Source organism: Bradyrhizobium sp. 6(2017) (assembly GCF_011058295.2).
GTDB classification, from domain to species: Bacteria; Pseudomonadota; Alphaproteobacteria; order Rhizobiales; family Xanthobacteraceae; genus Bradyrhizobium; species Bradyrhizobium septentrionale.
In genome coordinates this window covers 7,394,404-7,412,384 of record NZ_CP049289.2, presented here as the reverse complement: position 1 = coordinate 7,412,384, position 17,981 = coordinate 7,394,404, and the positions used below count along the sequence as shown (strand labels likewise).

The window sequence follows — 17,981 nt, the reverse complement described above, 5'->3', positions numbered from 1 at the left end:
GAGACGGATTGTCAACATGAGGTGGAGCCCGGGCGGAATATCGGCATTCCCAAGGGATAACGCCATTCACAACAGTTCGATCCCTTCTCGATCCCTTCGCGTTCCCTTGGGAGGCGGTCCGAGCAGACCCTGATCTCGGCACATTTTTATGACGCGTTGCGGCGCATGGCCGCGCGTCAGGGCCGCAGGTAGAGGTAGCCTTGGGATTGCAGCTCGGCGAGGCGGACCACGCCGCCGCGCTCGGCGGCGACGAAGCCCGCGAGCAGGTCCTTCAGGCCGATGTTCTGTGATTTCATGGTGTTGCGGCAGGCGGCGAGCTCAATTCCGGACCTCGTGAACTGCCCGACGCTTTGCCAGGTCGGGGTTGGCTGTGGCCGAATGAACCGCCTTCAGCGCCTGGCCGTGCACCACCAGCGCGATCGTCACATTGTCCGGGCCGCCGACGCCGTCGAGATGGTTCTGGATGTTGCCGATCACGAAATTGACCTTGTCGAGGTCATCGAGGTGATAGACCACCTTCAGCTTCTGCGGCGGTGCCGCGGTGGCGGCGTTCGCCAGTGACGCCGCAAAAGACGGCGCCGATCGCCGAGAGGGTGCCCCACAGAATGCTGCGTCGGTGCATGGCGTCCCTCGCGCTGATGTTGTTGATTTGGTGTTTTCGACTTGGTGTTTTCGGCTTGGGCAAGCCCATCACTTGTGGCGGAGCGCAGCGAGTTCCTGGCGGTCGGTCACAAGTTCGGCGCATTCGCTCGAGTTCGCGCGGTCGACGCGAAAGATCTTGTCGTCGGCGCCTGCGAACAGCGCTTCGCGCGCGTCGTCGTCGGGCTTGTCGCGATTCCACACCATGATGCGGCCAAGGATGCGGCCAAGCCGCGCGATCGCGGATTTGTTGTCCTTCGACAACGCCACGGTGATGCCGCCGCCCTCACAATCCACGTCGCATTCGAAGCGTACCTCGTGGCCGGACTCGGTTGCGATCGCGTGGTTGCAGCCGCTGGAGTCGAAATTGCCGGGGCGGTGGCGGTAGGTGACGCCGAGCCGGAATGCGTAATTGGTGGTCTTGTCCTCCGGCGCGTCTTCGGCTGACACCAGAAGCTTCATCGCGCTGACCTTCTGCTTCGGGTGCTGCGCCAGATGATTTGCATCGTAGCGCCGCACGAAGCAGGCATAGGCTTTCGCGCCGGGCGGGCCGGCGAACATCCTGTTGTCGAAGGCCGCCGCCGTCGCCTTGTCGACGGCTTCCTGCGTCTGGGCGGTTAACGCCGCGCCGGCGCAGGCCGCGGCTGCGAGTGCGACAACAAGGAACGTCCGCTGCATGACCGTCTCGGGAATATGCCGTGCCTCCAAGGTGTCACATCTAGGCGCGGCAATGGTGCCGCGCGGAACTGCGCGGGCTCGTTGCCTTAGTCGCGGCGACAACGAGGCACGTTCAACGCTGTCTGACAGATTGTTCATGCAGCTTGTGAGGCATGCATCTTGACGCCAAGGCTGGACGGTCACACCTTTTCAGGGAGGCTAACGTTCATCGCCGGACGGGGAAGTTGCCCCGCTCGGATATCCGCCTCGGAGGCCTGGGCCCCGGTAAACCACGGATGTTGCGGAGGCGCTACAACCGTCAAAAACAGGCTACCGTCGGGGGATATTGATGAACCATTAAGCTTCCTGCCTGTTGATAAGGCAGAGGCTGCACGCGCCGTGCATTGCCGAAGTGAGTCGGTCGAGTGTCCAATGGACCCAGCGTGCCGACGCTGATTCGATCCTTGGATGCTCTGGTTGCGACTCGTGTCAGTCGTGCGGCGATACATATCGTGGAGAGAGGGATCATGTACAACGATTCTTTGTTCAACGCCTTCGCAAGGTCGTTTGAAGCGCGAAGCCAGACCGACATGTCGATGGCCGAGTATCTGGAGTCGTGTCGAAGCGATCCGATGCGATATGCCAATGCGGCCGAGCGGTTATTAGCGGCGATCGGTGAGCCTCAGATGATCGACACGGCCAAGGACCCACGCCTTGGCCGTATCTTTTTGAACCGTACGATCAGATCGTATCCAGCCTTCGCCGGCTTCTACGGCATGGAGGACACGATCGAGCGCCTCGTTGGCTTCTTCCGCCACGCCGCGCAGGGCCTCGAGGAGCGCAAGCAGATCCTCTATCTGCTCGGGCCGGTCGGCGGCGGCAAGTCATCGCTTGCCGAGCGCATCAAGGCGCTGATGGAAATTCATCCGATCTACGTGCTGAAGGCGGGTGACGAACTGTCACCGGTGTTCGAGAGCCCGCTTGGGCTGTTTGATCCCGAGACGCTTGGCCCGATGATCGAGGAGAAGTACGGCATTCCGCGCCGCCGGCTGAGCGGGCTGATGTCGCCCTGGGCCTACAAGCGGCTCGAAGCCTTCGGCGGCGACATCTCGCAATTCCGCGTCGCACGCATCCAGCCCTCTCGACTGCGCCAGATCGCGGTTGCCAAGACCGAGCCCGGTGACGAGAACAACCAGGACATCTCCTCGCTGGTCGGCAAGGTCGACATCCGCAAGCTCGAGACCTACGCCCAGAACGATCCCGACGCCTACAGCTATTCCGGCGGCCTCAACCGCGCCAACCAGGGCGTGCTCGAGTTCGTCGAAATGTTCAAGGCGCCGATCAAGATGCTGCACCCGCTGCTGACCGCGACGCAGGAGGGCAACTACATCGGCACCGAGAACATCGGCGCGATTCCGTTCACCGGCATCATCCTCGCGCACTCCAACGAGGCGGAGTGGCAGAGCTTCAAGACCAACAAGAACAACGAGGCCTTCATCGACCGCATCTGCGTCATCAAGGTCCCGTACGTCCTGCGGGTGACCGAAGAGCAGAAGATCTACGAGAAGCTGATCCAGGGCTCCGAGCTTGCCGCCGCGCCATGCGCTCCGGCGACGCTGGAGACGATGGCGCGCTTCTCGGTGATGTCGCGGCTGCGCAAGCACGAGAACTCGACGCTGTTCGGCAAGATGCGGGTCTATGACGGCGAGAGCCTCAAGGAATCCGATCCGAAGGCGCGCAGCGTGCAGGAGTACAAGGACGCGGCCGGCGTCGACGAGGGCATGGACGGCGTCTCCACCCGCTTTGCCTTCAAGGTGCTGGCCTCGACCTTCAACCATGATACCACCGAAGTCGGCGCCGATGCGGTGCACCTGATGTATGTGCTGGAGCAGGCGATCCGCCGCGAGCAGCTGCCTGACGAGACCGAGAAGCGCTATCTCGAATTCATCAAGGCCGATCTCGCGCCGCGCTACGCCGAGTTCATCGGCAACGAGATCCAGAAGGCCTATCTGGAATCCTATGCCGACTACGGCCAGAACCTGTTCGACCGTTACGTCGACTACGCCGACGCCTGGATCGAGGATCAGGACTTCAAGGATCCCGACACCGGCCAGCTGATGAACCGCGAGCTCCTGAACCAGGAGTTGACCAAGATCGAGAAGCCGGCCGGCATCGCCAACCCGAAGGACTTCCGCAACGAGGTCGTCAAGTTCTCGCTGCGCTCGCGGGCGCACAACAATGGCAAGAACCCGAGCTGGACCTCGTACGAAAAGGTTCGCGACGTGATCGAGAAGCGGATATTCTCGCAGGTCGAGGATCTGCTTCCGGTGATCTCGTTCGGATCGAAGAAGGATGGCGAGACCGAGAAGAAGCACGGCGAGTTCGTCGAGCGGATGGTGGAGCGCGGCTATACCGAGCGCCAGGTCCGCAGGCTCGTCGAGTGGTACATGCGGGTCAAGCAGGCCGGCTAGTGCACGATCCGGAGAGCCGGCACCGGCTCTCCGTTCCGTTCCGTCCCGTCCAATAAGAATGCGATGCGACTGGTGATGATCGCATCCGGCGCGAGGCAGATGCAAAGTGGTCATGCATATCGTCGATCGGCGGCTGAATCCGGGTAGCAAGAGCCTGGAGAACCGTCAGCGTTTCCTGCGGCGCGCCAAGGCGCTGGTGCAGGGGGCTGTCAAGAAGTCGTCGCAGGACCGGGACATCAAGGATGTCCTGGAGGGCGGCGAGGTGACGATCCCGCTGGACGGCATGGACGAGCCGCGGTTCCGGCGCGAGGGCGGCACGCGCGACATGGTGCTGCCCGGCAACAAGAAGTTCGTCGAGGGCGACTGGCTGCAGCGCCCGAACCAGAGCGGTGCCAAGGGCTCCGGCGCCGGCGAGGGCGACAGCGAGGACGCCTTCCGCTTCGTGCTCAGCCGCGAGGAGTTCGTCGACCTTTTCCTCGACGACCTCGAATTGCCCGACCTTGAAAAGCGCAAGCTCGCGGAAACCGAGAGCGAGGGCCTCCGGCGCGCGGGTTATGCGACATCGGGCTCGCCCGCCAACATCTCGATCAGCCGCACGGTGAGTCGGGCGCTGGCGCGACGTGTGGCGCTGCGCCGGCCGCGCAAGGACGAGCTCGAGGCGCTCGAGGCCGAGCTTGCGGAATGCGATGACGAGACGCGGCGCCGTGAGCTGGTGGCGCAGCTCGAAGCGCTGAAGGCCAAGGTCAAGCGCATTCCGTTCATCGATCCGATCGACATCCGCTACCGCCGCTTCGAGACGGTGCCGAAGCCGGTGGCGCAGGCCGTGATGTTCTGCCTGATGGACGTCTCCGGCTCGATGTCCGAGCACATGAAGGACCTGGCAAAGCGGTTCTACATGCTGCTCTACGTGTTCCTGAAGCGGCGCTACAAGCACGTCGAGATCGTGTTCATCCGCCACACCGACCGCGCCGAGGAGGTCGACGAGGATACGTTCTTTCATGGGCCGGCGTCCGGCGGCACGCTGGTGTCCAGCGCGCTGGTTGCGATGAACGACATCGTCCGCACCCGCTTCCGGCCGGCCGACTGGAACATCTACGCCGCCCAGGCCTCCGACGGCGACAACATGACGTCGGACAGCGGGCTGACCGGCCATCTCCTGACCGACAAGATCCTGCCGGTCTGCCAGTTCTTCGCCTATCTCGAGGTCGGCGAAGCCGCCAACTACACCTTCGACATGCCCGACTCCTCGCTCTGGACGCTCTATGAGCGGCTCCGCAACGAGGGCGCCCCGCTGTCGATGCGCAAGGTGAGCGAGCGCGGCGAGATCTTCCCGGTGTTCCAGGACCTGTTCAAGCGCCGCAGCAAGCAGGAAAGGGTAGCGTAATGGGTTCTTCCGGCGAACGGCTGTTCGAGGGCGCCGACTGGGATTTCCAGACGCTGCAGCGGATTCACGACGCTTGCGAGAAAGTCGCGCGCACCGAACTCGGGCTCGACGTCTATCCCAACCAGATCGAGGTGATCACCGCCGAGCAGATGCTCGACGCCTATTCCTCGGTCGGCATGCCGTTGTTCTACAAGCACTGGTCGTTCGGCAAGCAGTTCGCCTTCCAGGAAGCCTCCTATCGCAAGGGCCTGATGGGCCTCGCCTATGAGATCGTGATCAATTCCTCGCCGTGCATCTCCTATCTGATGGAGGAGAACACGGCGACGATGCAGACGCTGGTGATCGCGCACGCGGCGTTCGGGCACAATCACTTCTTCAAGAACAACTATCTGTTCAAGCAGTGGACCGACGCCGACGGCATCCTCGACTATCTCGAATTCGCCAAGGGCTACATCGCGGTCTGCGAGGACCGCCATGGCCGCGAGACGGTGGAGCGGACGATCGATGCCGCGCATGCGCTGATGTCGCATGGCGTCGACCGCTATCCCGGCAAGAAGACGCTCGACCTGCGGGCCGAGGAGAAGCGCGCCGGCGAGCGCCGGCAGCACGAGGAAAGCGTGTTCAACGATTTGTGGCGGACGGTGCCGAACACCAAGGCCAAGAGCAAGGCCGCGCTCACCGCCGAGCGCCGCCACGCGCTGCTCGGTTTGCCGCAGGAGAACATCCTCTACTTCCTCGAGAAGACCGCGCCGCGTCTCGCACCCTGGCAGCGCGAGCTCATTCGCATCGTGCGCCACATCGCGCAGTACTTCTATCCGCAGGGCCAGACCAAGGTGATGAACGAGGGCACCGCGACCTACGTCCATTACCGCATCATGAGCCGGCTGCATCAGCAGGGCCGGCTCACCGACGGCAATTTCCTTGAATTCCTGCAGTCGCACACCAATGTGGTGTTCCAGCCCGAGTTCGACGACCGCCGCTATTCCGGCTTCAATCCCTATGCGCTCGGCTTCGCCATGATGCAGGACATCGAGCGGATCGTGAAGACGCCGGAGGACGAGGACCGCGAATGGTTCCCCGACATCGCCGGCAAGGGTGACGTCGAGGGCGTGCTGCGCGAGATCTGGAGCAACTACCGCGACGAAAGCTTCATCAGCCAGTTCCTCAGCCCGGCGCTGATCCGGCGCTTCCGCATGTTCCATTTGCACGACGACCCCGCGGAAAGCCAGGGGATCAAGGTCGATGCGATCCATGACGAGCGTGGCTACCGCCGGGTCAGGCGCGAGCTGGCGCGGCAATACGACGTCGGCTTTGTCGACGCCAATATCGAGGTCGTGGATGTCGATCTCGACGGTGACCGCCGTCTGATGCTGCGTCACTCAACCGTGAAGGGCGCGCAGCTCAACGAGACCGACACGCGGCGCGTGCTGCAGCATCTCGCCGATCTCTGGTCCTACGACGTCGCGCTGACCGAAGTCGACGGCACCGACAAGGTGCTGAAGGAATACGTCGTCAGCCCGCGCGCGGCTGCGGTCGCGGCTTGAGGACAACACGAGCGAACGGATAGCGCGGCGCCGACCGCCGCGCGGAATGCCTGTCTTGCTTGGTGAACCTTCATTTCTATCGAGGGCTCACATCATGAACATCCCGGCAACATTCCGGAGTTGAAAGCGCGAGCGTTCCGCGCGCGAACGTGATCGCCGGCATGCGGAAATTGCGCAGCGCTCCTCTTGGAGCTTCTTGGCGATTGCCTGCGCAGGCGCGATTGATAATGTGCGCCGCGTCAAGAAAACCAAGAAAAGGATATGCCCTTGTCAACTCGCTCCCGCCTGGCGGGCTTTCTCGCCTTCACCGCGCTCACGGCCGCGTCGATCTCACCGTCCGTTGCCGCCGACACCGCGATCAGGATCGGAAACACCGCGCCCTATAGCGGCCCGGCATCGGCCTACGGCACGATCGCACGCGCCGAAGCCGCCTATTTCCAGATGCTCAACGATCAGGGCGGCATAAACGGCCGCAAGATCGACTTCGAGAGTCTCGACGATGCCTATTCGCCGTCGAAGACCGTCGAGCAGACCCGAAAGCTCGTCGAGCAGGACGAGGTGCTCGCGATCTTCAGCGCGGTCGGCACCGCGCCTAACATCTCCGTGCAGAAGTATCTGAACATCAAGCACGTGCCGCAGCTGTTCGTGTCCTCCGGCGCGACGCGCTGGAACGACCCGAAGCAGTTCCCGTGGACGGTCGGCTTCAATCCGACCTACGAACTGGAAGGACGGCTCTACGCAAAATACATCCTGAAGACCAAGCCGGACGCCAAGATCGCCGTCATCACGCCGAACGAGGACGCCGGCAAGGATTATCTCAGGGGTTTCAAGGATGGGCTTGGCGAGCATGTCGGCCAGATCGTCGCGGAGACCACTTACCTCACGACCGACCCGACCATTGATTCCCAGATGGTGACGATGCGCGAGTCCGGTGCGGACGTGTTCTTCGCCGAAGCGACGCCGAAATTCGCAGCCCAGGCGCTGCGCAAGGCGGCGAGCATGGGCTGGAAGCCGCTGACCATCTTGCCGACCGTCTCCAACTCCGTCTCCGCCGTGCTGGAGCCGGCCGGGCTCGAGAACGTCATCGGCGTCGTGACCGGCCTTTATCTGAAGGACCCGACCGATCCGCGCTGGGCCGACGATCCCGCGCAGAAGGAGTTTTCGGCCTGGATGAAGAAGTACCAGCCGAATGCGAGCCCGGGCGATCTCTTCAACGTGCAGGGCTACACGGTCGCCCAGGTGATGACGGCGGTGCTGAAGAACTGCAACGGCGATTACAGCCGCGACAACATCATCAGGCAGGCCACCAATCTGAAGGCGCTCGAACTGCCGATGCTGCTGCCGGGCATCAAGGTGCAGACCGAGCCCGACAATGTGACGCCGATCCGCCAGATCCAGATGGCGCGGTTCGACGGCAAGTCCTGGGCGCTGTTCGGCGATGTGCTGAGCGACAAGTAGCCGTCACCAACTCCGCTGTCGTCCCTGCGAAAGCAGGGACCCATACGCTGCGGCTTCAGTTGTGAACGGGACTCCTCGTTCCAGCGTAGCTCGACAATCTGCATCGGTGGTTATGGGTCCCTGCTCCCGTGCGCAATTGCGCACTAGGCAGGGACGACACCGAGTGCTCAGCGTAGGCTGGCGTTGATCTTGTCCAGCACGGCCGAACCGGGGCAAAGCGCCTGTTCGTCCATCGTGTTGAGCGGCGTCTCGACGGTGTCGAGATGGGTGTGCAAATCCTCGGCGTCCGGATCGACATAGAGCAGACCGGTGACGATCTGGCCCTTGGCCGCATGTTTCTGAAGGAACGTCTGTGCTCCGAGGCGATCGTGCGGATCATAGTCGGCGTCGAGCTTGCGCAGCGCGAGCCGCGTGCCGTCATGCTGCTCGACCACCTGCACGGTGCCCGGCGCGTAGTCGACGCTGATCGGCTCGCGGCCGACCAGCACGTCGAGGCGGTTCACCGCGTCATTGTGCTCGCGGACATAGTCAAAGCTCTTGGTCGAGCCGGCGTGGTTGTTGAAGGCGATGCAAGGGCTGATCACGTCGATGAAGGACGCGCCCTTGTGACGAATGGCGGCCGCGATCAGCGGCACCAGCTGGGTCTTGTCGCCGGAGAAGCTGCGCGCCACGAAGGTGGCCCCTAACTGCAGCGCGATCGCAACCAGGTCGATCGCATTGTCGGTGTTGGTGACGCCCTTCTTGGACTTCGAGCCGCGGTCGGCGGTCGCCGAGAACTGGCCCTTGGTCAGGCCGTACACGCCGTTGTTCTCGACGATGTAAGTCATGTTGACGGCACGCCGGATCGAATGCGCGAACTGGCCGAAGCCGATCGAGGCGGAATCGCCGTCGCCGGAGACGCCGAGATAGATCAGGTCGCGGTTGGCGAGGTTGGCGCCGGTCAGCACCGACGGCATGCGGCCATGCACCGAGTTGAAGCCGTGCGAATTGCCGAGGAAATAGTCCGGCGTCTTCGACGAGCAGCCGATGCCGGAAATCTTCGCCACCCGGTGCGGCTCGATCGAGAGCTCGTAGCAGGCTTCGATGATCGAGGCGGTGATCGAATCGTGGCCGCAGCCGGCGCACAGGGTCGAGATCTTCCCCTCGTAATCGCGGTGAGTGTAGCCGAGGTCGTTCTTCGGCAGGCCGGGATGATGGAATTTGGGCTTTGCAATGTAGGTCATGACACGGCCTTGCGGAGAGGGGTCACCTTGAGATGATCCTGGTGGTCGCCGATCGAATTGGCGATGAAGCGCGCGGTGATCGGCGTACCGTCATAATGCAGGATCGGCACCAGCCGCACAGGGTCGATGCCGTTCTCGTTGACGATCAGCTGGCGGAGCTGCGCGTCGCGGTTCTGCTCGACCACATAGACGAAGTCGTGATCGGCGATGAAGCTCGCGACGCTGGAGTGGAACGGGAAGGCACGGATGCGCATGCGGTCGAGCTGATGGCCGCGCGACTCCAGGATTCCGATCGCCTCGTCCATCGCGGGCGAGGTCGAGCCGAAATAGATCACGCCGCATTTGGTCGGCTTCGCCGCATTGGCCTGCAGCGGCCGCGGCACCATGTCCTGCGCGGTCTCGAACTTGCGCACCAGGCGCTGCATGTTGTCGGCGTAGACGGCGCCTTCCTCGGAATAGCGCGCGTAGCGGTCGCGCGACGTGCCGCGGGTGAAGTAGGAGCCCTTGGTCGGATGCGTGCCCGGATAGGTCCGATAGGGGATGCCGTCGCCGTCGACGTCGAGATATCGGCCGAAGTCGCGGCCTTCCTCGAGCATCTCCGCGGTCATCACCTTGCCGCGGTCATATTGCCTTGCGTCATCCCACTTCAGCGGGCGGCACAGCCGGTGGTTCATGCCGATGTCGAGATCGAGCATCAGGAAGATCGTGGTCTGCAGCCGCTCGGCGAGATCGAAGGCGGCGGCGGCGAACTCGAACGCCTCCGCCGGATCTTCCGGGAACAGCAGCACGTGCTTGGTGTCGCCGTGCGAGGCATAGGCGCAGGCGATCACGTCGCATTGCTGCGTGCGGGTCGGCATGCCCGTCGAGGGGCCGGCGCGCTGGATGTTCATGATCACGGCCGGGATCTCGGCGAAATAGGACAGGCCGATGAACTCGGTCATCAGCGAGATGCCCGGGCCGGAGGTTGCGGTGAAGGCCCGCGCGCCGTTCCAGGAGGCGCCGATCACGATGCCGATCGAGGCGAGCTCGTCCTCGCCCTGCACGATGGCGTACTTCGCCTTGCCGGTCTCGGGATCGTGACGATACTTCTTGCAGTGGCTGGTGAAGGCCTCCGCCACCGATGACGACGGCGTGATCGGATACCAGGCGCACACGGTGGCGCCGCCATAGACGGCGCCGAGCGCGGCCGCGCTGTTGCCCTCGATGAAGATGCGATCGCCGACCTTGTCGGACTTCTTCACCCGGAGCCCGGTCGGGCACTTCAGGTTCTGCAGCGCCCAGTCGCGGCCGAGATGCAGCGCATGGACGTTGGAGGAGAGCAGCTTCTCCTTGCCCTTGTACTGCTCGCCGATCAGCTGCTCGACCAGCTTGGGGTCGAGGTCGAGCAGCGCACAGAGCGCGCCGAGATAGATGATGTTCTTGAACAGCTGGCGCTGCCGCGGATCGGTGTAGGTCGAGTTGGTGATCGCGGTCAGCGGCACGCCGATGACGGTGATGTCCTCGCGGAATTTCGACGTCGGCATCGGCTTGGTCGAATCGTAGAACAGATAGCCGCCGGGCTCGATCGAGGCGACGTCCTTGTCCCAGGTCTGCGGGTTCATCGCCACCATCATGTCGACGCCGCCGCGGGCGCCGAGATGGCCCTCCTCGGTGACGCGCACCTCATACCAGGTCGGCAGACCCTGGATGTTGGAGGGGAAGATGTTGCGCGGGGACACCGGCACGCCGTGGCGCAGGATCGAGCGCGCGAACAGCTCGTTGGCCGACGCCGAGCCCGAACCGTTGACGTTGGCGAAACGGACGACGAAGTCGTTTACGCTGCTGATCGGGCTTTGGACTGACATGTTGATCCCGCTTGAACCATATCGATGAGGTACTTCTGCATGTCCCAGGCGCCGGTCGGGCAGCGCTCGGCACACAGCCCGCAATGCAGGCAGACGTCTTCGTCCTTTGCCATCACCCGCCCGGTCTTCAGGCCTTCTGCGATGTAAAGCGCCTGGTCGTGATGCGGCGAGGGGGCTTTCAGCCGCTGCCGCAGGTCATCCTCCTCACCGTTTTCGGTGAAGGTGATGCAGTCCATTGGGCAGATGTCGACGCAGGCGTCGCATTCGATGCAGAGCGGCGCGGAAAACACCGTCTGCACGTCGCAATTCAGGCAGCGCTGCGCCTCGCCGAGCGCGAGCTTGAGGTCGTAGCCGAGCTCGACCTCGGCGCGGATGTCCTTCAGCGCGATCACCTTGTCGCGATGCGGCACCTTGAAGCGCTTGTCGGCGGAGATGTCGTTGTCGTAGCTCCACTCGTGGATGCCCATCTTCTGCGAGGAGATGTGCACCTCGGGCAGTGGGCGCTCGTTGATGTCCTCGCCGGACAGCATCTTGTGAATGGAAAGCGCGGCGTCGTGGCCGTGCGCCACCGCCCAGATGATGTTCTTCGGCCCGAACGCCGCGTCGCCGCCGAAGAACACCTTCGGATTGGTCGAGACGAACGTCTTGGGGTCGACCTTCGGCATGTGCCACTTGTCGAATTCGATACCGCAATCGGCTTCGATCCAGGGGAACGCGTTCTCCTGGCCGACCGCAACGAGCACATCGTCGCAGGGAATGGTCTGGTCGGGCTCGCCCGAGGGCACCAGATCGCGGCGGCCCTTGGCGTCGTACTCGGCCCGCACCTTCTGGAAGGTGACGCCGATAAGCTTGCCGGCCACGTGCTTGAACGCCACCGGCACCATGAAATTGAGGATCGGGATATCCTCGTGGATCGCGTCTTCCTTTTCCCAGGGCGAGGCCTTCATTTCCTCGAAGCCCGAGCGCACGATCACCTTGACGTCCTCGCCGCCGAGGCGGCGCGCGGTGCGGCAGCAATCCATCGCGGTGTTGCCGCCGCCGAGCACGATGACGCGGCGGCCGATCTTGTCGACATGGCCGAACGACACGTTGGCCAGCCAGTCGATCCCGATATGGATATTGGCGGCGGCCTCCTTGCGGCCGGGAATGTCGAGCTCGCGGCCGCGCGGCGCGCCCGAGCCGACAAAGATCGCGTCGTAGTTCTCGGCGAGAAGCTGCTTCAGGCTGTCGACGCGCTGGCCGCCCTTGAACTCGACACCGAGGTTGAGGACGTAGTCGGTCTCCTCGTCGATCACGCTGTCGGGCAGGCGGAACTTTGGAATCTGGCTCCGCATCATGCCGCCGGCCTTGGGGTCGCCGTCGAACACGGTGCAGTGATAGCCGAGCGGCGCAAGATCGCGCGCCACCGCAAGCGAGGCGGGGCCGGCGCCGACCAGCGCGATGCGCTTGCCGTTCTTCGGCCCCGGCTTCGGCAGGCGATGCTTGATGTCGTCCTTGAAGTCGGCGGCGACGCGCTTCAGGCGGCAGATCGCGACCGGAGTTTCCTCGACTCGGCCGCGGCGGCACGCCGGCTCGCATGGACGGTCACAGGTGCGCCCCAGAATCCCCGGGAACACGTTGGACTGCCAATTGATCATGTAGGCGTCGCTGTAACGCCCCTCAGCAATCAACCGGATGTACTCGGGAACGGGGGTGTGTGCGGGGCAGGCCCATTGGCAATCGACTACTTTATGAAAGTAATCCGGCGCCGAGATATCAGTCGGTTTCATTCCTACCTTTGACCCGCGCGAAAAAGCCTGACCGCGCGGCCTTATCGTTGACGACGAACGCTCACGTCGCGTTGTTCTGGTTTTTGAATTGGATCATAGGTTTATCTTATTAGAGCCGTTCCAGAGAAGGCAAAGGCTAAATTGCCCGATCATCCGCTTTCGCGCGGCTGATGTGCGCAGAGCGTTAATCTCGATTGCGTTATGTGGCGGTGCAGCATGCGTGCACCGCCACGACCTACCGTCATCCGCGCGGAAGGTCGCTCTTCGCGATATCCCACAGCAGCCGGTAGACGCCGCTGGTGACCACCAGCGGTTTCAAGGCTGCGTTGCCGGTGATCGCAGCAGCGGCCGCAGGGACCGCGCCGACATCGGTAGCGTCGATCAGCACGAACCAGTCGCCGGCACCGGGATCGGCCGTCGCCGCATCCGGAGTGAGCGGTTTCGACAGCACAGGGTCGTTCTCCAGCAGGTGCATCGAGATAATGCCGTCGCGCGATGCCGGATCGAGCTGCTCCCGCAATGCAGCGCGGAGATTGTCCGCGCCGTCGGCCGGCGGGCGCAGCCGGATGATGCCGAGCGCAGCGCCCCTGCCGACGCCGCGGCTGATCGTGATGCGCGCAACGCCGCGGATCATGTTCTGAAAGCGCGCGATATTGGCCTTCGACCAGTCGGTCTGGTTGGCGAGCGCCGTGCGGTAGGCCGGGCTCTCGAGCACGTCGAAGGTCGCGGTCGAATAGAGGCTGAGATATTTCGGCTTGCCGTCATGGGCGACATAGCGGCGGGCTTCCGCGAATCCGTCGATGGCGACGCGTTCTTCGAGATGCTCGCGATCGTACCAGCGATTGAATTCAGCCTCGTGTAAGCTGTCGATATCCATCGACGTCAGCAGCATGCCTTGTCCGGCGATCGGCATCGAGTGCTCCTTTTTGCCTGTTTTATCTGCGCAATATCGCCTGATCACGCGGGCCGGGGAAGCAGGTTCCCAGTGCCCGAGAGCGTGCATACCAAGGATTGCCACAATTGCTGCAATCCTGTTCAGCGCGGGTTCACAGAGGTAGCATTTCCATTCGTTTCGCCAACTCTCGAGAAGCAAAGGGACGACCGCTATGGCACGCATTCTGTGGGCATTGATTGTCGGTCTGGTGTCGCTCGCGTCGCTTCCCGTGCACGCGCAGGATCAGGAGAAGCGCCTCGCGCTGGTGGTCGGCAATGGCGCCTATGAGGCCGGTGCGCTGCAGACGGCCGCCAACGATGCCGGCCTGATCGCGCAGACCCTGCAGGCCGCCGGCTTCGACGTCATCGGGGCCCGCGATCTCGACGGCGAGACGTTGCGCAAGTCGTTCCGCGACTTTATCCAGAAGGTGCAGGACGCCGGACCGAACACCGTCGCCTTCGTCTATCTCGCCGGCTACGGCGTGCAGCTGACCGGCGAGAATTACTTCGTGCCGGTCGATGCCAAGATCGCCCGCGACACCGACGTGCCGGTCGAGGCGATCCGCATCTCGGATTACAGCCATCAGCTGTCGGCGCTGCCGATCAAGGCCGGCGTGATCGTGCTCGATGCCGCGCGCAGCAATCCGTTCGCCAAGGAAGGCCAGCCGCTGGCCGGTGGCCTTGCGCTGGTCGATCCCGATCCGAAGATGCTGATCGCCTTCAACTCGGCGCCCGGTACCGTCGCGCCTGACGGGGCGCCGCCTTACGGGCCCTACGCGCAGGCATTGGCAGAAATGATCCGCGCCGGCGGCCTGACCCTGCCCGAGGTCTTCGACCGCGTTCGCCTGCGCGTCAACGAAATGACCAAGGGCGCCGAGATCCCCTGGAATGCCCAGAAGGTCGACGCGCCCTTCATGTTCTTCGAGCGCAAGCCGGATGCGCCGCCGCAGCAGGTCGATGCCGGTCTGCGTACCAAGCCGATCCGCGATTTCCCGGCGCAGGATGCCTACGCCGCGGCGCTGGAGCGCGACACGCTGCAGGGCTACGAGGATTATCTGCAGGCCTATCCGAACGATCCGCTGGCCAAGCGGGTGCGCGCGATCGTCGCGGCGCGGCGCGAGGCCATCACCTGGCGGCGTACCTACAACGCCGACACGCCCGATGCGCACTGGTCGTACCTGCGGCGTTATCCGCGCGGGCCGCATGCCTACGACGCCCGGCGCCGGCTCGCCTATCTGTCGGCCGCGCTGGAGCCGCCGCCGCAGTTCACGGTGCTGGACTATGACGTGCCGCCGCCGCCGCCCGACGAGATCGTCTATGTCGACCGCCCGGTGCTCTATTACAGCGATCCGGTGTTCGCCTTCGCGCCGCCTCCGCCGCCGCCGGTGTTCTTCCTGCCGCCGCCGCCGCCGGACTTCGTGGTGCTGCCGCCACCACCGCCGCCGATCGGCCTGTTCGTGCTGCCGACGCCGTTCTTCGTGGCGATCCCGGCCTATGTCGCCGCGCCGGCCTATGTGATGCCGCCGCAGAACAACATCGTGTTCAACAACATCCACAACACGACGGTCATCAATACGGTGATCAACAATCCCAACCCCACGCCGGCGCAGCTCCATGCCGCTGGGGTGACGGCGGCGATGGGCGGCGCGCCGGTGACGGCGGCACCGCAACTGCCGGCGGCGGCGATGCAGCGCGCCAATCTGACACGGCCGGGCGCGCCGCAAGGCGTGACGCCGGCACAAGGCGCGGCGATGGGAGCCCCTGGCGCTGCGCCGAACGCTGCGGCTGCGCCGAATGCGATGAGCGCGCCAACCGCACCGGGCGCGCCGGGTGCGCACACTCTGCCGGGCGCGAAGAATGGCCCGCCGCTGCCGCAGTCGGCGACCGCGCCAGCCAACGCGACGCCGCATGGCGCCGTGCAGCCGGGCGCCGCGCAACCCGGCGTCGGGCAACCCGGCGCAAAGCCGAATGCGCTCCCGCCAGGCAAGCCGGCGACCGCGATGGCGCCTGCCAATGCGCAACCTGCGCCTCCGGCCAAGCCGACGGCTGCGCCGGCGGCAAACGCGCCCGCGTCGCCCGCGTCGGCCGGCAAGCCGGGCAGGCAACCGCTCAGCCATGCCGCGACGGCACCGACCAGCAATGTGAAGCCCACGCCGGCTCCGTCGCCGACGAGCCGCGCGACACCGCCACGGCCGACGCCGGCTGCGCGGTCGGCGCCCGCGCATGCCGCGGTGTCGCCGGCACCGGTCTCGCGGCCCGCGCCGGCGCGTGCCGCAGCGCCGCCGCCGCGCGCCGCAGCCTTGCCGCCGCGTCCGGCACCGGCTCCGCGCGCTGCACCACCGCCGCCGCCGCGTCCGGCGGTGCAGGCGCAACGCGCAGCACCGCCGCCGCGGATGGCGGCGCCGCCAAGGCCCGCGCCCGCGCCGCGGGCAGCGCCGGCCTGTCCTCCCGGCAAGTGCAAACACTGAGGGCGTGACGTCATGCGCGGAGCAGGTCAGCATCCATGAGCATCACGGCCTCGCTCGGGTCGCAGAGCGTCGCGAAATTCCTGATCGGTGCAATCATCGGGCTGGTGGCGTGCCGCCAGCCCGCACAGGCGGCCGAACTCACGGCGCAGGACGTAGCGCTGCTCGATCGCCTAAGCTGGGGCGTCAACGCCTCGAGCGCGGCGCATCTGCGTGAGGTCGGCGTCGAACGCTGGCTGCAGGAGCAATTGCACCCGGCCAATGTCGCGCTGCCGCCGGCGGTGCGTGCGCAGATCGAGGCGATGCCCGACGTGCATCGCTTTCCGTTCGATATCGCGGTCGCTTTCGACCTGCAGGCCAAATCGGCCAACCAGGTCGCCGATCCCGAGCAGCGCAGGGCGGCGCAGACGGTCTTCCAGCAGGGCATGAACGATCGCGTCAAGCAGGCCGCGGCCCGCACCATCCTGCGCGCGCTCTATGCGCCGGATCAGCTGCGCGAGCGCATGACCTGGTTCTGGTTCAACCACTTCAACGTGTTCCAGTACAAGGCCGTGATCCGCGTGCTGCTGGGCGACTACGAGGATCACGCGATCCGCGACCATGCGCTCGGCAAATTCCGCGACCTGCTCGCCGCGACGCTGCATCATCCGGTGATGCTGCGCTATCTCGACAATGCCGACAACGCGGCCGGCCACCTCAACGAGAACTACGCCCGCGAGATCATGGAGCTGCACACAATGGGCGTCGGCTCCGGCTATACCCAGGCCGACGTCGAGGCGCTGGCGCGCATCCTCACCGGCGTCGGCGTCGACTTCGCGTCGGAGGATCCGAAGCTGAAGCCGGAGCTGCAATCCCAGCTGGTCCGTGAAGGCGGTTTCGAGTTCAATCCGGCGCGCCACGACTATGGCGACAAGACCTTCCTCGGCCATCAGATCAAGGGCCGCGGCCTTGCCGAGGTCGACGAAGCCCTCGACATCCTCTGCCGTCACCCAGCCACCGCCACGCATATCGCAAGGCAGCTCGCGACCTATTTCGTGTCCGACAATCCGCCTGACGCGCTGGTGCAGCGCATGGCGCAGACCTTCCAGAACACCGACGGCGATATCGCCGCCGTGATGTCGACGCTGGTGCATGCGCCCGAGTTCAGCGCGACGCTGAAGGATGGCGCCAAGTTCAAGGATCCGGTGCTCTACGTGATCTCGGCGGTGCGGCTCGCCTACGACACCAAGGTCATTCTCAACACGATGCCGATTCAGGGCTGGCTCAACCGGCTGTCGGAAGGCCTGTTCAACCACGAGACGCCTGACGGCTATTCGATGCTGTCGACGGCCTGGAACGGGCCGGGGCAGATGATGCTGCGCTTCGAGATCGCGCGGGCGATCGGCTCCGGTTCGGCCGGGCTGTTCAAGCCGAACGAGCCCAATGCCGTCGACCAGCCGGCGTTTCCGCAGGTCATGAACGCACTCTACTTCAGCACCATCAGGCAGACGCTGAGCCCGACCACGCTCGCAGCCCTCGACCAGGCGGTCTCGCCGCAGGACTGGAACACGCTGTTCCTGTCGTCACCGGAGTTCATGCACTGAAAGGGAGGTTC

General features: G+C 64.6%; 11 protein-coding genes and 1 pseudogene. 6 read left to right on the top strand and 6 right to left on the bottom strand.

The features are described from left to right. Positions 1-176: 176 nt before the first annotated feature. Both G6P99_RS35285 and G6P99_RS35280 read right to left on the bottom strand, forming a co-directional pair. Positions 177-622 (bottom strand): annotated as a pseudogene (locus G6P99_RS35285) (DsrE family protein). Positions 623-690: 68 nt separating this feature from the next. Continuing rightward, positions 691-1,317 (bottom strand): hypothetical protein, encoded by a 627-nt coding sequence (locus G6P99_RS35280; RefSeq protein WP_035976373.1) that lies wholly within the window; start codon positions 1,315-1,317, stop codon positions 691-693. 506 nt (positions 1,318-1,823) lie between these two features. Between G6P99_RS35280 and G6P99_RS35275 the strand changes: the two genes are divergently transcribed. The 4 genes from G6P99_RS35275 (at position 1,824) to G6P99_RS35260 (ending at position 8,153) form a co-directional block, all read left to right on the top strand. Further along, positions 1,824-3,767, top strand: a complete 1,944-nt coding sequence (locus tag G6P99_RS35275) for a PrkA family serine protein kinase (protein WP_028342433.1) — start codon at positions 1,824-1,826, stop codon at positions 3,765-3,767. A gap of 112 nt (positions 3,768-3,879) precedes the next feature. Further along, complete coding sequence (locus tag G6P99_RS35270) at positions 3,880-5,151, top strand: YeaH/YhbH family protein (RefSeq protein WP_029079060.1); 1,272 nt, start codon at positions 3,880-3,882, stop codon at positions 5,149-5,151. Further along, positions 5,151-6,695, top strand: a complete 1,545-nt coding sequence (locus tag G6P99_RS35265; RefSeq protein ID WP_029079059.1) for a SpoVR family protein — start codon at positions 5,151-5,153, stop codon at positions 6,693-6,695. Before G6P99_RS35270 ends, G6P99_RS35265 begins: the two co-directional genes overlap by 1 nt. A 261-nt stretch (positions 6,696-6,956) precedes the next feature. Continuing rightward, positions 6,957-8,153, top strand: coding sequence for an ABC transporter substrate-binding protein (locus tag G6P99_RS35260; RefSeq protein ID WP_029079058.1), 1,197 nt, complete (start codon positions 6,957-6,959; stop codon positions 8,151-8,153). 167 nt (positions 8,154-8,320) lie between these two features. Here G6P99_RS35260 and G6P99_RS35255 read toward each other — a convergent pair whose 3' ends face one another. The 4 genes from G6P99_RS35255 to G6P99_RS35240 all read right to left on the bottom strand — a co-directional run bounded on the left by G6P99_RS35255 (position 8,321) and on the right by G6P99_RS35240 (position 13,902). Further along, on the bottom strand, positions 8,321-9,376 hold the full coding sequence (locus G6P99_RS35255; protein ID WP_029079057.1) for a 2-oxoacid:ferredoxin oxidoreductase subunit beta: 1,056 nt from the start codon (positions 9,374-9,376) through the stop codon (positions 8,321-8,323). After that, positions 9,373-11,220, bottom strand: coding sequence for a 2-oxoacid:acceptor oxidoreductase subunit alpha (locus tag G6P99_RS35250; RefSeq protein WP_029079056.1), 1,848 nt, complete (start codon positions 11,218-11,220; stop codon positions 9,373-9,375). The genes G6P99_RS35255 and G6P99_RS35250 overlap by 4 nt, the downstream gene beginning before the upstream one ends. Then, entirely contained in the window at positions 11,190-12,989 is a 1,800-nt protein-coding gene (locus tag G6P99_RS35245; RefSeq protein WP_029079055.1) for an FAD-dependent oxidoreductase, read from the bottom strand. The genes G6P99_RS35250 and G6P99_RS35245 overlap by 31 nt, the downstream gene beginning before the upstream one ends. Before the next feature lie 241 nt (positions 12,990-13,230). Then, positions 13,231-13,902: a DUF4286 family protein gene (locus G6P99_RS35240; RefSeq protein ID WP_029079054.1), complete on the bottom strand. Its 672-nt coding sequence runs from the start codon at positions 13,900-13,902 to the stop codon at positions 13,231-13,233. Between the two features lie 193 nt (positions 13,903-14,095). Between G6P99_RS35240 and G6P99_RS35235 the strand changes: the two genes are divergently transcribed. Next, on the top strand, positions 14,096-16,390 hold the full coding sequence (locus G6P99_RS35235) for a caspase family protein (RefSeq protein ID WP_165125243.1): 2,295 nt from the start codon (positions 14,096-14,098) through the stop codon (positions 16,388-16,390). A 35-nt stretch (positions 16,391-16,425) separates the two neighbouring features. Then, the gene (locus G6P99_RS35230; protein ID WP_029079052.1) at positions 16,426-17,970 is read left to right on the top strand and encodes a DUF1800 domain-containing protein; all 1,545 of its coding nucleotides are present in this window, start codon (positions 16,426-16,428) and stop codon (positions 17,968-17,970) included. Positions 17,971-17,981 lie beyond the last annotated feature (11 nt).

What these genes read in the sequence shown, in the direction of transcription:
- G6P99_RS35235 (WP_165125243.1), top strand. Translation starts at nt 14,096, where the DNA reads ATGGCACGCATTCTGTGGGCATTGATTGTCGGTCTGGTGTCGCTCGCG.
- G6P99_RS35250 (WP_029079056.1), bottom strand. Translation starts at nt 11,220, where the DNA reads ATGTCAGTCCAAAGCCCGATCAGCAGCGTAAACGACTTCGTCGTCCGT.
- G6P99_RS35230 (WP_029079052.1), top strand. Translation starts at nt 16,426, where the DNA reads ATGAGCATCACGGCCTCGCTCGGGTCGCAGAGCGTCGCGAAATTCCTG.
- G6P99_RS35265 (WP_029079059.1), top strand. Translation starts at nt 5,151, where the DNA reads ATGGGTTCTTCCGGCGAACGGCTGTTCGAGGGCGCCGACTGGGATTTC.
- G6P99_RS35240 (WP_029079054.1), bottom strand. Translation starts at nt 13,902, where the DNA reads ATGCCGATCGCCGGACAAGGCATGCTGCTGACGTCGATGGATATCGAC.
- G6P99_RS35270 (WP_029079060.1), top strand. Translation starts at nt 3,880, where the DNA reads ATGCATATCGTCGATCGGCGGCTGAATCCGGGTAGCAAGAGCCTGGAG.
- G6P99_RS35260 (WP_029079058.1), top strand. Translation starts at nt 6,957, where the DNA reads ATGCCCTTGTCAACTCGCTCCCGCCTGGCGGGCTTTCTCGCCTTCACC.
- G6P99_RS35245 (WP_029079055.1), bottom strand. Translation starts at nt 12,989, where the DNA reads ATGAAACCGACTGATATCTCGGCGCCGGATTACTTTCATAAAGTAGTC.
- G6P99_RS35280 (WP_035976373.1), bottom strand. Translation starts at nt 1,317, where the DNA reads ATGCAGCGGACGTTCCTTGTTGTCGCACTCGCAGCCGCGGCCTGCGCC.
- G6P99_RS35255 (WP_029079057.1), bottom strand. Translation starts at nt 9,376, where the DNA reads ATGACCTACATTGCAAAGCCCAAATTCCATCATCCCGGCCTGCCGAAG.
- G6P99_RS35275 (WP_028342433.1), top strand. Translation starts at nt 1,824, where the DNA reads ATGTACAACGATTCTTTGTTCAACGCCTTCGCAAGGTCGTTTGAAGCG.